Genomic DNA, 14,325 nt, shown 5'->3' with positions numbered 1-14,325 from the left:
AAAGCCGAACGGCAGATGTCCGGGGTTAGCGCAATAGGCGTGCCAACATGTGGAAACAGTGGGGTGAAAAATGAGATGTTTCTAACTTATTGATTCATTTGATGTGTTTTTCTCCCGCGTCGATAGGCATGGGGATTGGTCAGTGCTGTTTCGTGCTGTGTTACGGGGAACGTTACGTAACGTCGGCACCACGGAGCCGTAGCTTTTTGCCATGCCTGGCGTTTACCCTGAGGTGCGCCGAAAAGCGCATTCGTGCTGATCTGGAGCCGAAAATACGCATTGCCCGCAAACGCTGATGGCTTATGCTGATGACGATTGGGCTACCGTTGCTTATGCGCCCGTGCTATCGATAAAAATACATGTATCTAAATGTATAATTAGCGACCTTTGGTCGCGCGCGTACGCAGGTGGCTCACAATGTCGCTCATTTCGATGTCCGGCAGCCTTGCCTGCCTTTTCCAGCCATTGCAGAGAGAACCATTGCTTATGATGACTGCGCCTCACGTCTTGCCACCTGTGCAACCCAATCGCCGCTTGTACTGGAATCGCAACTGGGCAGCGCTATTGCTGGGGTGTGGCGTGGCGCTGCATGGGCTGCCTGCATTGGCGGCCCGCGCTGCTGAAGAGGTAACGCAGTTGCTGGAGCAAGGGAAGGCGGATCTGGCTGCCAAGCAGGCGGATAGCCATCTGCAGCAGAACCCGACAGACGTGGAGATGCGTTTTTTGCGTGGGGTGATCGCCACCGAGCAAAAGCAGAATGCACAGGCGATCAAGATTTTCTCGGCCCTGACGCGCGAATATCCCAACATGCCCGAGCCTTATAACAACCTGGCGGTTCTGTATGCCGCCGATGGGCAGGAGCGCAAGGCTGCCGAGGCACTGGAGCAGGCGATTCGCACCAACCCCAGCTATTCCACCGCCCACGAAAACCTGGGAGACCTGTACGCACGCATGGCGAGCGAGGCCTATTCCAAGGCTCTGCAGCTGGACGGTTCGCGCCAGGACATTCGTCCCAAGCTGGCCCTGATCACCCAGATCGTGCCTGGCACCGCCAGCCGGGGAAAGACCGTGGTGGCAGATGCCGGAAGTGCTGCGGCACCGTCGGCGGTAAAAGCACCGCCCAAGGCCGAAATTGCGTCTGAACGAAAGCCCGAGCCCAAGCCCGAAGCAAAGCCGGAGCCTCTGCAGCCACCCAAGCCGCAACCTGTGGCCAAGCTCGAGCCCGTTGTGGTCGCCAAGGCAGAGTCAGCGCCCGTTGCCAAACCTGCGGTACCAGTACCAGCACCAGCTCCCGTTACAGCACCGGCGGCGCCTGCGCCCGTGGCCCCAGCTCCAGCGCCGGCACAACCTGCAGCAAGCGCCAAGCCCAAGGACGAGCCAGCAGCCAAGCCCGCTGCTGTCGCGGAGGCCAAGCCTGCTGCACGCCAAAGCGCAGTGGCAGAGGTGGAGCGCGCCGTGCATGCCTGGGCGGCAGCCTGGGAGAAAAAGGACATGACGGCCTATCTCGATGCATACAGCGACAAGTTCCAGCCGGCCGGCGGAGGCAGCCTGGCGGCCTGGAAAGAGGAGCGCCGGGCACGCATTGTCGGCAAGCAGTCGATCGATGTGAAGGTGCAGAACCTGCAGGTCAGCCTGGATGGCGATCAGGCAACAGCCAAGTTCCGCCAGTACTATGCAGCGGGCTCGCTCAAGACCACTACCCGCAAGACCTTGAGCCTGCGTCACGAGAAGGGGCAGTGGCACATCGTCCGCGAAGCAACCGGTGGGTGATGTTGCGTGTCATCTCGCACCAATAGCGTCTGAGGAATAGAGCGGCGCGGTATCATGCGCAGCGCGCCACCTGTGGTCGGGCGGCGGGATGAGGATGTCTGGGCAATGCCTTTTAGCAAGCAATTTTGGCGGCCATTGGCCATGGGAGCACTGGCGGTCGCCGCAAGCGGCGCGCTCGGTGTTGCGCATGCCAGAAAGGCAGCGGAAAGCAAAACCGGCAGCGCCACGCAGAGCCAGCGCGCGGCTACCGGCTCTTCGGCCAAATCTGCTGCATCCGCCAAGGAAAGCCGACGCGCGAAAAAAACCAAGACCTCGGAGCCCGCCAAAGGCAGCAAAACCGTCGCTGCGCTGGCCGCTGTGCCGGTGGCAGCATCGGTGCCTGCCGCCATTCACGCCAGTGCCGAGGCGCGCTTGTTGAAGGTGATTGATCTGGTACAGCAGCAAAAACTGGATGTGGCTTTGCAGGAGGCATCCCGGCTGACTTCGGATGTACCGCATTTTCAGGCTGCGCAGCTGGTGTATGCCGATTTGCTGCGCTACAAGACCGGCCATGCGGGCGCGCTGTCTCCTGCGCCGTTGCCGGAGGCGGGGGCCATGCGGGTCAAACATACGCCGCAACCCAGTGCAGCTCCCGGCGCAGACAGCATGGAGCAGTTGCGCGGTTTGCAGGACGAGATCAAGCGCCGCGTGCAGGGCGCCAATGCCTTGCCGGCGACCGGCAGCATTCCTGCTGAGTTTCTGGCGCTGGCGCCCTCGGTGCGCCAGGCGATTGCCATTGATGCGAGCAAGTCGCGGCTATATCTGTTTGCCAATGAAGGCGGCAAGCCGCGCTTGACCGGCGACTATTACGTCTCTGTCGGCAAGCTGGGCATGGGCAAACTCGAAGAGGGAGACCAGCGCACGCCCGAGGGGGTGTATTTCATCGGCAGGCAGATTCCCGGCCCCAAGCTGCCGGAGTTCTACGGCAAGGGAGCCCTGACGGTGAACTACCCCAATGACTGGGACAAGGTGGTCGGGCGCTCGGGCAGCGGCATCTGGCTTCATGGTACGCCGCCAGACCAGTTTGCCCGCCTGCCGCTCGCAAGCGACGGCTGTATGGTGCTAGCCAATACCGATCTGACGCATTTGATGCGAACTGTGGGACGCCTCTCGCCAGTGCTGGTGCGTGAGCGCCTGCACTGGGTCGCGGCTGCCGACGCCGCCATGGGGCGCGAGCGCGACGCTTTTCTCTCCGTGCTGGATCGCTGGCAGCAGGGCTGGAGCCAGGCGGATGCGCAGACGGCGCTGTCGCCGCTCTACCAGCCAGACTGGCGAAGCTCGGCGGGCGGACAGGCCATGCAGGAGCGCATGGCGACGGTCTTCAAAGGCGGTGCTGCCCTGCAGGACATATCAGTCTTTGCCTGGAAAGATGCACAAGGCGAGATTCGCATTGCCAATTTCCGCCTCAAGGGAAAGAACCAGGCCGAGCCCCTGTCGCTGCGCCAGTACTGGCGCAAGGTGGGCAGCGAGTGGAAGCTGTTTTCGGAAGACACGCAGAATTGACTGGCGCCTGAGGCGCGCTGTCATGAAAAGGGGCATTTGTCCGGAGGGTAGCGAGCAACTCTGAAAACCACCATGCTGTCACACTGGGGTTTTGTTTTTGCCCCTGGAGCTGCCCGGCATGACCGACCGTACCAACGAATTTGGCCAAACCATTGGCTGTGATCTGCCCGACTGGGCACCGCGCGAGTTGCCCGCGCCCGTCACCCTCGAAGGCCGGTTTTGCCGGCTGGAGCCGATCAGCGCCGCCCGGCACGCCGCCGATCTGCATGCGGCCTTCAGCAGCGCCCCCGATGAGCGCTTGTGGACCTATATGACCGTAGGGCCCTTTGCCGATGCGCAGGCGTACCACGGCTACCTGGAAAGCGCGGAGGCGAGTACCGATCCGCGCCACTATGCCGTGATTGATCTGGCCAGCGGCAAGGCGGTGGGCACCATGGCGCTGATGCGGATCGACCCGAAAAATGGCGTGATCGAGGTTGGCAGCGTCACCTTCTCGCCGCTGCTGCAGCAAACCCCGATTTCGACCGAGGCGCAATATCTGCTGATGGCCTATGTGTTCGATCAACTGGGCTATCGGCGCTACGAATGGAAATGTGATCACTTCAACGCGCCTTCGCGCAAGACGGCACAGCGCCTGGGCTTCAGTTTTGAAGGCATCTTCCGCCAGGCGGTGGTGTACAAGGGGCGCAGCCGCGATACGGCGTGGTTCGCCATCATCGACAGCGATTGGCCCACAGTCGCTGCAGCATTCCAAGCATGGCTCTCGCCTGGTAATTTTGACGCCGCCGGGCGTCAGAAGCATTCATTGGCTGAGCTACGTGGTGCTCGGTGATTCTCATCGTCCGAAACAAGAGAAATCAGGTGCGGGCGCTTATCTGCATTGCGCTTGATACTAAAAATTGATAGCAATGAAAAGGCCCTGGCGTGATGCCAGGGCCTTTTGTATCAGGCCCGCCCCTTTTACGGCAGGGACGGCGGCTGCATTTCTTCAGTTGGCGTTCGGGTCGTCCATCAACTGGTCACGCAGCTTTTGGTCTTCGGTCATTTCAAACCACATCGCGTTGAGCACGGCAAACGCGGCGGCCAGCGGAAGTCCGAGGATCCAGGCGAAATACCACATAAATAATCCTTTCTATTGATACGCAGCCCAGGCTCAGTAGGCGTGGCCGCTGCCTTCACGAATCTGCTTTTCATCGACCTTGCCCCACAGTACGCGGTACACCCAGGTGGTGTAGGCCAGGATGATCGGCAGGAAGATGAGGGTGCACACCAGCATGATGAACAAGGTCATGTGGCTGGACGAAGAATCCCAGACGGTCAGACTGAAGCGCGGATCGACTGTGGACGGCAGGATCATCGGAAACATGGATGCACCCACAGTCAGGATGATTCCGGCGATGCCCAGGCCGCTGAAGATCATGGCCCAGCCTTCCTTGCGCGCGCGCATCAGCACTGCAGCAATCAGGCAGCCCAGGACACCCAGCACAGGTGCGGCCATGGTCCAGGGGTACTTGCTGTAGTTGGCCATCCACGCGCCGGGCATGTGGGCGGCGGTCTTGAACAGCGGGTTGGACGGGCCGGTGGTGTTCACGGCAGAGGTAATGGCATAGCCATCCACAAATTTCCACAGCACGACGCCGGCTAGCGCAAACAGCACGGCGGTCAGGAGGGCGGCAATGGAGCCCACGGTGCGGGCACGCTGCGCAACAGCACCTTCGGTCTTGATGCCCAGCCAGGCGGCGCCGTGCATGGTCAGCATGGCGACGGAGATCAGACCCGTCAGGATGGCAAACGGGTTGAGCAGGCCGAAGAAACTGCCGTCGTAGTGGATGAACAGCTCCGGTGTCAGGCGGAAGGGAACGCCTTGCAGCACGTTGCCCAGCGCTACGCCACAGATCAGGGTGGGGATGAAGCCACCCGCGAACAATGCCCAGTCCCAGCCATTGCGCCAGGCCTTGGATTCGTTCTTGCTGCGGTATTTGAAGGCAACAGGGCGCAGAATCAAACCGATCAGAATCACGAACATCGCCAAGTAGAAGCCCGAGAACGATACGGCATACAGTTGGGGCCATGCGGCAAAGATGGCGCCGCCCCCCAGAATCAACCAGACTTGGTTGCCTTCCCAGGTAGGGCCCACCGCGTTGATGATGACGCGGCGCTCCACATCGTTCTTGCCCAGGAAAGGCAGCAGCATGCCGGTACCCAGGTCAAAGCCATCCATCACGGCAAAGCCGATCAGCAGCACGCCCAGCAGCACCCACCAGATGACACGTAGCGTGTCGTAATCCAAAAGTGTATGCAAGATCATGGTGTTACTTTCCTGAATAGGTAGGTTGTGCAGTGGCAACCGAGGCATAGCTCAGCGGCTGGGGCTCCTGTTGCTCGGGCTCCAGCTCGGGGCCTTTTTTGATGGCCTTGAGCATCAGCTTCATCTCGATGACAAACAGCACCGAGTAGATCGCCACGAAGCCCAGAATTGTGATCAGCAGGGTGGTGACACCCAGGTTGGATGCGGCCACGGCCGTAGGCAGCACACCTTCGATGATCCAGGGCTGGCGGCCGAATTCGGCGACAAACCAGCCGCATTCAATGGCCACCCACGGCAGCGGGATGGACCACACCGCCACCCACAGCAGCCAGCGGTATTTGTCGAGTTGGTGGCGCGACGCCAGGTAGAAGAACACGGCAGTCAGCACGATGAAGAACATGCCCAGTGCAACCATGATGCGGAAGGTCCAGAACAGCGGTGCGACCTGCGGAATGGTGTCGGATGCAGCCTTGGCAATCTGCGCGTCGGTCGCTTGACGTGGGTCATCCACGTAGCGCTTGAGCAGCAGGGCATAGCCCAGCGCGCTGCCATTGGCTTCGAACTGCTCCTTCAACTCTGGCGAGATGGTGGTGGTAGAGCCCGCTTCGCGGATCTTCTCCAGCGCATCGTAGGCCTTGATGCCGTCGCGGATCAGCACCTCGGCGTGTTTGACCAGGTCGTTGATGCCCTGCAGTTCGGTATCGAGCGAGCGGGTACCAATCAGGCCCATCACCCATGGGATATGCACGGCATAGTGCGTCTCGCGAGCCTCCTGGTCGGGAAAACCGATGGCGGTGAAGGAGGCGGGTGCAGGCTCGGTCTCCCACATGGCCTCGATGGCTGCCAGCTTCATTTTCTGGTGTTCGCCGGAGAGGTAGCCCGACTCATCGCCCAGCACCACCACCGACAGCGCACCGGCAAGGCCAAAGGCGGCCGCAACGGTCATCGAACGCTTGGCAAGCTGCACATGGCGGCCTTTGAGCAGGTACCAGGCAGCAATGCCCAGCACGAAGATGGAAGCACATACGTAGCCGGCCGACACGGTGTGCACAAACTTGGCTTGCGCTACCGGATTGGTCAGCACGGCGCCAAAGTCGTTCACTTCCATGCGCATGGTCTGCGGATTGAACACCGCGCCCACGGGGTTCTGCATCCAGCCATTGGCGATCAGAATCCACAGCGCGGAGAAATTGGTGCCCAGGGCTGTAAGCCAGGTCACGATCAAGTGCTTGACGGGGGAGAGCTTGTCCCAGCCAAAGAAGAACAGCCCGACGAAGGTGGCTTCCAGGAAGAAGGCCATCAGGCCTTCAATAGCGAGCGGCGCACCAAAGATGTCGCCCACGTAGTGGCTGTAGTAGCTCCAGTTCATGCCGAACTGGAATTCCATCACCACGCCCGTGGCAACGCCCATCACGAAGTTGATGCCAAACAGCGTGCCCCAGAACTTGGTCATTTGTCGCCAGATGACGCGTCGCGTCATCACGTACACCGTCTCCATGATGGCGATCAACATCGACAGGCCCAAGGTCAATGGGACAAAGAGGAAGTGGTAGAGGGCAGTGATTGCAAACTGCAACCTTGATAGCCCGACAATGTCGATATCCATGAAATGGTCCTTTCCGTTCTTGGTATTTATCGATCCAGATGAAATGAGGGTGAGTGGTGAACGGGCAGTGTTCAACCCGGTCGCAGCCGTGCAATCAGCGCATCAAATTCGGGTGTTCCCTTGCGCGCATCCTGCCATGTGGTGCAAGCGGGATCCACCCACACAATGCGGTCTGCGTGGCGCGCTTCGCGCTGCAGATGGCTGGCCATGACGATGGCGGCGGGTTTGCCTGGGGTACTCGTGCGGCGTGCAGCGTGCCAACCGGCAATGGCCTGCATCACCTGGTCTGCGGTGTGGCGGTCCAGGCCTTCGGTGGGTTCATCCAGCAGCGTAAGCGGTGCCGGGTGCAGCAGCAGTCTTGCCAAGGCGAGGCGGCGCGATTCGCCGCCCGACAGGCCGGCGCCCTGGCTGCCCAAAGGCGTGGCCAATTGCTGAGGGAGTGCTGCGACCACCGCCGCGAGGCCCGCAGCCTCCAGCGCCTCCCACAAGGCTTTGTTGCTGGCGTCGGGGCAGGCAAGGCGCAGATTGCCGGCAATGCTGTCATGGAACAGTTCGGTGCGCTGCGGCAGGCTCGCGGCAGGCAGGCGCAGTACCTTGCCGGTGGAGGTCTGCAGCTCCCCTGCCATCAAGGCCAGCAGGCTGGATTTTCCCGTGCCGCTCGGGCCGGCGAGTACCAGCCATTCGCCATCACACACCTGCAGATCGATGTGTTGCAGCGTCGCCAGGGCACTGGCACAGTATTGAACGCTGGCGTCTTGCAGATCGACCACCAGGCCCGTGGCGGGTGGCAGAGGATCAGCGAGGGAGGGAGTGGTCTGCAATTGGGGAGCCAGGCGGCGGGCAGCCAGCAGGGTGCGACCCGCTTCCATGGCGCCGCGCCGTATGTTCAAGAGCGGCTCCAGGGCCGCCAGCAGCACCAGGGTGGCCAGGGCTGCAATCGGTGCACCGATCTGGCCTTGCAGCACCAGCCAGCCCGCAGACAGCAGTGCGGCGGCCGTGGCGACGTGCCCGGTCATCGCAATGGCAATACCCACCTGGGCCTCGATCTGGTTGAGGCGCATGTCAGCGGCCATCTGCTGGCGCTCTGCGGCCAGTACCTGCTGCAACTGGTGGTGCAGGCGGCCGGCCATCACCAGCTCGGTCTGGCCACCGACTGCATCAATCACGGTGGCACGCAAATGTTCCCCCGCAAAACTGCGCCTGATGGCCGTCGCAAAGCCCCGGCGCATGCACCAGGCGATACAGGCGATGCCGCCCGCCAGCACCAGGGCACCCACCAGCAGGCCACTGCGCCAATCCAGAAACAGCCCCAAGGCAAGTGCAGTGGCAACGGTGCTGGCAAGCAGGGCTGCAGCGGGGGTGAAGAGACGCAGATACACGGCGTCCAGCGCGTCGATGTCGGAGGTCAGGCGGTAGAGCAGGCGCGCGGGGCGTTGGCGCAGGCGCAGTGCTACATCCGCGGCAGAAAAGCGCGAAAAGAGCTGTACCCGCAGCTGGGCCAGCACGCGCAGGGTGGCGTCATGCGTGGTCACGCGCTCGCCATAGCGGGCAGCGGTGCGCAGTACCGAGAGCAGGCGCACGCCGGCACCCGGTGCAAACACATCAAATACCAGGGCGGTTGCGGCGGACAGGCCTGCTACATAGCAGGCCGTCAGAAACCAGCCGGACAGACCCAGCAGCGCCATGCCCACGAGCACGGTCGCAACGGCCAGCAGCATGCCGGTCAGCAACTGGCGGCGGTAGCCCGAGCGCACAAACAGTTGGACGATGGGGCGCAGGGCGTTCCAGCTTGTCATACCGTGGCTCCTTCCTTGCGTTTTTCGTCATCGCAGAAGGGGAGGGTGCTGCCGCTGTCCTTTTGAATGGGCAGTACCCGGTCCATGCAGGCGGCCAGCAGCGGGTCGTGTGTGGCCACCACCAGGGTGGCGCCGCCTGCAGCCAGTTGCAAAAGACCCTGGCGCACAAACTGCGCGGTTTCGGCATCCAAATGGGCGGTTGGCTCGTCGGCCAGCACCAGTTGGCAGCCCGGATTGGCTGCGGCGCGGGCCAGGGTCAGGCGCAACGCTTCGCCACCGGAGAGGCCCAGGCCGCCATCTCCGATGATGGCGTTGCCGCGCTGGGCCAGCACATCGCCCAGCGCGGCACTGTGCACGGCTTGCCGCAAGAGGGTGTCATCCAGATTGCGGCCCAGGCTGATATTACCAAGCAGGCTGGTGGCAAACAAATGCGGTTTCTGGGCAACCCAGGCCATGCGACTGCGCAGCGCGGCAGCGTTGGCGCTGTCTAGGGGCAGGCCTCCGATATGGATGCAGCCTTGCGATGGTTCTGCCAGCCCGGCAATCAATGCCATCACGGTTGATTTGCCACTGCCGCTTTCGCCCCAGAGCGCCACCTTTTCACCAGGCTGGATGTCGGCGTTGAAGCCATTCACCACCTGCGCACCCCCTTCGGTGTAGCAAAAGCCCACGCCATGCAGTGCAATGTGCAGGCCGTGTGGGGTGTTTGGGTTCGAATCCACCTCTGGGGCAGCTGCGTCGTGGTGACTGGCTCCCACCAACCGGGGCCCGGGCTCTTGCAGCGCCTGCAGTGCCTGCTCTGCGGCAAGGCCGGCAGCCTTGTCATGCCAGACGGCTGACAGCTCGCGCAGCGGCTCGAAGAAGGCTGGTGCGAGCAGCAGCACAAACATGGCCTGGGCCAGGCTGAGCTGACCGCCCCAACTGCCAAACGGCAACTGGCCCAGCAGGTGGAACCCCACGTACACGGCAACCAGGGCCACGCCCAGCGCAGAAAACAACTCCAGCACTGCCGATGACAGGAATGCAATCTTCAGGACAGCCATGGTGTTGCTGCGCAGGCGCTCGGCCGTGGCGGCAAGCTGGCTGGCTACCGAAGGAACGGCGCCCAGACCGCGGATGCTGGCGAGGCCCTGCAGGCGGTCCAGCAGAAACTGGTTGAGGTTGCCCATTTCCTGCAAGTGCTTCTGGCTGGCGGCCTCAGCACGCCAGCCCACCAGGGCCATGAAGATGGGAATCAGTGGTGCGGCCACCAGAAGCACCAGCGCCGACACCCATGAAAACCAGGCCACGCATGCAAGGATCACCAAGGGCACCACCACGACCTTGCTGCGGGCCGTGGTGTAGCGCGCAAAATAAGGCGTGATCTGGTCGGCCTGCTCGTTCAGCACGCTCGCAGCCAGGCCGGGGGAAGGGCGTTGGCTGTCGGTGGGCGCACGCCATGCCAGCGTTTGCAGCGCCTGCTGGCGCAACTGCTGCGTATAGCGCCGTGCTGCTGTGAAGGCGAGGCGAAGGCCGGCAGCATCGACCAGCGCACGCACCAGGCCGATGGCCAGGAAGCAGGCCATCGCCTTCCAAACCTCATTCCAGGCCGAACCCTGTTGCAGGGCACCAATGCTCCAGGCAATGACCGCTGCCTGCGGCAGCCACAGCAATGCCGCTACCACTTGCAGCCACGCTCCGCCTCTGGAGGGGCGCTGCACCGCACCTGTCGCTGGGGCGGTGAAAGAGGTGGGCGGGTCGGAGGCCATTGTGAATATTTATAGAATTTCTAATTTTCAAGAATTAGTGAAAGTATTGTAAATACAAATAACACTTGACCTATGCCAAGGGCTTAGGCTCGAATCTTGATGACAGTCAATCCCTTGGCGCATTGTTGCGCCAAGCCGTGCGCAATGCACGCGGTTTTTTGCTATCAAAATTAGCAGTTGAGCCGGCTTGAGAAAGACATTCCAGACGGATAAAGCTGATTTCGTGCGGCACCGCACTACCATTCATGCGCGCGGCAACACATTGCCTGACGTCAAGGTTTACCCGCATTCTGGTGCGTTGGGCGTGGCGAGACCTTGCTGTAAGTCAAGAAATGCAAGGTTTGTCCCGAGGCTATCGGGGCGCGGGTGTTGTCGCCCGTTATCCGTCAACCGTTACGAATGGGCGAGCAATGTCGGACCGGGAGGCTGCTCTGCGCCTGGGCCTGGCGCAGCAGGGTCAGATGGCGGGAGAGTGGTCTGGCCCATTGGCTGGGCCCTGTGTGGTTTGTGCGGGCTCCCGGCTTTGCATGTCCAGCTTCTGCAGCACCCAATGGATATGGCTGCGCAGCGCGTACAGCTCGTCGGCGTAGGAGAGCGGAACGGTGATTTTCTCGACCTTGCGGCCGAGTTCCTCCAGCTCGGCCCGGATACCGGCGCGGTCAGGGTCGGGCTGCTCCATTTCATGCTCGACGGCGCGCAGCCGTCCATACCACTTGAACACCCGCGAACGCACGCGGAACTGGTAGAGCGGCGGAACGATGCGTGACAGCGGCAGCATGAAGGCCAGCAGAACACCCATCACCAGCCACATGCGCTCCACCAGGTTGGCCAGCCAGAAAGGCAGATAGCGCTGCAGCCAGGGAGAGGGCTCGTTGATGGCCCGCACGCCTTCTTGCGCCACCGGCAACTCGCTGCTCTTGGTATTGGGAAAATCACGCGTCCGGTTGAACCAACCTGCATTGCTGTGGATGTTCTGCGACGCCTGGGCAAACAGCTGCTTGATGGCGGGGTGGGTATCGTCGCGCGCCAGAAGCGAGGTGGTGGATGCCAGGAGGTGCACATTGCGCGGCGGCACGTTCGCTGCCAGATCCACGATGCCGCGCGGCAGCGTGACCGGCGTCAAGAACCTGAACTTGCGGCCATAGGCCTCGTTCTGCGGAAAATCCATCAACTGCACCCCGGGCGTTTGCAGCAGCATCTGCACCATCAGGGATTCGGGCGCGGAGACGAAGACCATGGCATCGAGCTTGCCCGCCAGAAAATCGACCGTGGCCGGTGTTTCCGTCAATTGCGACAGCGTCAGCTGCCTGGGGCTGAGGTGGTTGGCCTCGAGCAGCTGGTTGAACAGGGTGGGCACGCCGCTGCCAGCCGTGCCGACATTCACCTTCCAGCCGGCCAGCTGGGTCATGCTGGTCAACTGCGGGCGCTTGTTGAGGCGCTGCGCCGCATCGGTGCGGTAGAACAGCCAGACCGGCTCAAGAAAGAGCGCGCCCAGCGAGGTGAGGCTTTCCAGGTCTTCATCGGTCAGGCTGGCCGTTCCGCCTTGCACAAAGGCGAGGTCTGCCTTGCCTTCGCGCAGCAGTTGGAGGTTGCTGAACGAGCCTTCGCTGGCCTCCAGATTCACCATGATCTTGTTGCTGGCAAGTGCCGAACGGTATTGGTCGCCAAAACTGGCATAGGCGCTTTGCGCCGGGCCGGTGGCGAGCGTCACTTGCGACGGCGGATTGGGCTTGAGCCACCAGTAGGCCGCCACGATCAGCGCCACCGCAATGATCACCAAGGGCCCGCCGGACACCACTGCATCGCGGATATTGAGCACCAGCGTGATCAACGTCTGGCGCAGTTGGTAGGCCTTGTGGCGCATCGTGGTGGATCGGTCACCCATGGTGTTCGGGTGCTGCGCATGCAGCGGTATTGGAAGACCGCTTACTGTAAATCAGCGGCGCTGGGCAAGTGCAGCGCTTTGTGGTTTTCTCCGGCATCCAGATGTAAGCTGCGCGCGTGCAGCACAGCCTGCAAGGTGGCCTGGGCCACGGCTTCGGCGGCCATGGTGGCCAGCACCATCATGCCAGGGCTGCGGCCGGTGGCACCCGTGCCCAGGCAGAAAAGCGTGTCGCCGTCCGACATGGTGTGCACCGGGTTGATGGCGCGCGCCAGGCCATCGTGTGCGACGGTGGCCAGGCGGCTCGCCTGGGCCTTGGTGATGGTGGCGTCTGTTGCCACCGCGCCAATGGTGGTGTTGGTGCCCGCCAACAACGGCCTGGGCGGCTCGCCACGCAGCAGGGCGCGGCGCGTATCCATGAGTTGCCTGCCATCTGCGGTACGCGCGCCCGCTACCACCTGGGCGGTGTCGGGGTGGATCACATCGCCCAGTGCGTTGCAGGCAATGATGGCGCCCACGGTCACGCCGTCGACAGTGACAGAAGCCGTGCCAATGCCGCCTTTCATGGCGCGGTCGATGCCAAAGATCTTGCCTACGGCAGCGCCCGCACCGGCGCCCACATTGCCTTGCGTAGGCATGGCGCGGCTGGCCGCCTTGCATGCGGCATAGCCGGCGGCGGCGTCGGGGCGCACGCGCATATCGCCCACCAGCACATCAAACAGTACGGCCGCAGGCACCAGGGGAATGCGGCCCACCGAGATGTCCAGGCCCACACCTTGCTCTTCAAGCCAGCGCATGGCTCCGCTGGCAGCATCCAGCCCCCAGGCGCTGCCACCGGCCAGCACGATGGCGTGCACGCGCTCGACCAGATTGGTGGGGTGCAGCAGGTCAGTCTCGCGCGTGCCGGGGGCGGCGCCGCGTACGTCCACGCCGCCCACCGCGCCATCTCTGGCCAGAATGGCTGTGCAACCCGTGGGGCGGCGGCTGTCCGTGAAGTGACCGACCTCGATGCCTTGCACCAGGGTGATGGCGCCCGTGGCCGGAAATTGTTTTGCGTTGAAAGACATGGGCCGATTGTGGGCCAAGGCTGAGCGCGCAGGTGCCACAAAATCCAAAGCGCTGTCAAACAAGTGTCTGACAGCGCTTTGCAGTGAACTGATTTGCTATTTTTTATATAGCTAGAGGCGCTTTCCCATCGGGCGCCAGGGCTCATAAATGCTTCAAGTGGCTTGACGCACAGCCGTCAGGGACGAATCACGATCTGCGGGCTGATCACAATGGCTTCGGGCCTGGGAACGGCGATCACGGGGCGGGGGGCCACCACAACCGGTTGCGGCTCCACATACACCGGCTGCTGGTAGACGACGGGCCGGTCGCGGCACTTGCGCTTTTCCTTGTACTCGCCATTCTTCTTCCACTTGCGCTCGACCTTGCACTGGCCGTCCCAGTACTCTTCCTTGTACTCCTTGCGATGGTGGCGGCGTCCATGGTGGTCGTCGTCATGCGCCCAGACGGGAGCAGACAGGCTGGCCAGGGCCAAAGGAACAAGAAGTTGTGCAAGCAGGCGGCTCATGGGCATTCATGATGGGCGAATGAAGCTGCGAAGCTTAGCGGATATTCCTGTATCAAAAGATGAGCAATGGTTGGTTTGTACGTCAGCGTTAACAGGTATT

At 62.3% G+C, this 14,325-nt stretch carries 11 protein-coding genes; 3 read left to right on the top strand and 8 right to left on the bottom strand.

The features are described from left to right. Positions 1-516: 516 nt before the first annotated feature. The 3 genes from LAD35_RS12470 (at position 517) to LAD35_RS12460 (ending at position 4,144) form a co-directional block, all read left to right on the top strand. Positions 517-1,770: a L,D-transpeptidase Cds6 family protein gene (locus LAD35_RS12470; protein ID WP_224149385.1), complete on the top strand. Its 1,254-nt coding sequence runs from the start codon at positions 517-519 to the stop codon at positions 1,768-1,770. 141 nt (positions 1,771-1,911) lie between these two features. Beyond that, positions 1,912-3,312: a L,D-transpeptidase family protein gene (locus LAD35_RS12465; protein WP_224149384.1), complete on the top strand. Its 1,401-nt coding sequence runs from the start codon at positions 1,912-1,914 to the stop codon at positions 3,310-3,312. Positions 3,313-3,430: 118 nt separating this feature from the next. Next, positions 3,431-4,144, top strand: a complete 714-nt coding sequence (locus tag LAD35_RS12460) for a GNAT family N-acetyltransferase (protein WP_224149383.1) — start codon at positions 3,431-3,433, stop codon at positions 4,142-4,144. A 156-nt stretch (positions 4,145-4,300) separates the two neighbouring features. Here the strand turns inward: LAD35_RS12460 and cydX are convergent, their stop codons facing one another. From cydX to LAD35_RS12420, 8 genes are all read right to left on the bottom strand, one after another. Next, positions 4,301-4,432 (bottom strand): cytochrome bd-I oxidase subunit CydX, encoded by a 132-nt coding sequence (gene cydX, locus LAD35_RS12455; RefSeq protein WP_224149382.1) that lies wholly within the window; start codon positions 4,430-4,432, stop codon positions 4,301-4,303. A gap of 33 nt (positions 4,433-4,465) precedes the next feature. After that, on the bottom strand, positions 4,466-5,620 hold the full coding sequence (cydB, locus tag LAD35_RS12450; RefSeq protein ID WP_224149381.1) for a cytochrome d ubiquinol oxidase subunit II: 1,155 nt from the start codon (positions 5,618-5,620) through the stop codon (positions 4,466-4,468). Positions 5,621-5,624: 4 nt separating this feature from the next. Further along, complete coding sequence (locus LAD35_RS12445; protein ID WP_224149380.1) at positions 5,625-7,226, bottom strand: cytochrome ubiquinol oxidase subunit I; 1,602 nt, start codon at positions 7,224-7,226, stop codon at positions 5,625-5,627. Between the two features lie 71 nt (positions 7,227-7,297). After that, complete coding sequence (locus tag LAD35_RS12440) at positions 7,298-9,022, bottom strand: amino acid ABC transporter ATP-binding/permease protein (RefSeq protein ID WP_224149379.1); 1,725 nt, start codon at positions 9,020-9,022, stop codon at positions 7,298-7,300. Continuing rightward, positions 9,019-10,770, bottom strand: coding sequence for a thiol reductant ABC exporter subunit CydD (gene cydD / locus LAD35_RS12435; protein WP_224149378.1), 1,752 nt, complete (start codon positions 10,768-10,770; stop codon positions 9,019-9,021). The genes LAD35_RS12440 and cydD overlap by 4 nt, the downstream gene beginning before the upstream one ends. Before the next feature lie 457 nt (positions 10,771-11,227). Further along, positions 11,228-12,655, bottom strand: a complete 1,428-nt coding sequence (locus tag LAD35_RS12430) for a TAXI family TRAP transporter solute-binding subunit (RefSeq protein WP_224149377.1) — start codon at positions 12,653-12,655, stop codon at positions 11,228-11,230. Between the two features lie 41 nt (positions 12,656-12,696). Beyond that, positions 12,697-13,719 carry a P1 family peptidase gene (locus tag LAD35_RS12425; RefSeq protein WP_224149376.1) on the bottom strand — a complete coding sequence of 341 codons (1,023 nt, stop codon included), beginning with the start codon at positions 13,717-13,719 and terminating at the stop codon, positions 12,697-12,699. A 176-nt stretch (positions 13,720-13,895) separates the two neighbouring features. After that, positions 13,896-14,225 carry a hypothetical protein gene (locus LAD35_RS12420; RefSeq protein ID WP_184709776.1) on the bottom strand — a complete coding sequence of 110 codons (330 nt, stop codon included), beginning with the start codon at positions 14,223-14,225 and terminating at the stop codon, positions 13,896-13,898. Between the last annotated feature and the right edge of the window lie 100 nt (positions 14,226-14,325).

Source organism: Comamonas odontotermitis (assembly GCF_020080045.1).
Taxonomy (GTDB): domain Bacteria; phylum Pseudomonadota; class Gammaproteobacteria; order Burkholderiales; family Burkholderiaceae_C; genus Comamonas; species Comamonas odontotermitis.
This window is presented reverse-complemented; position numbering and strand designations above follow the sequence as displayed.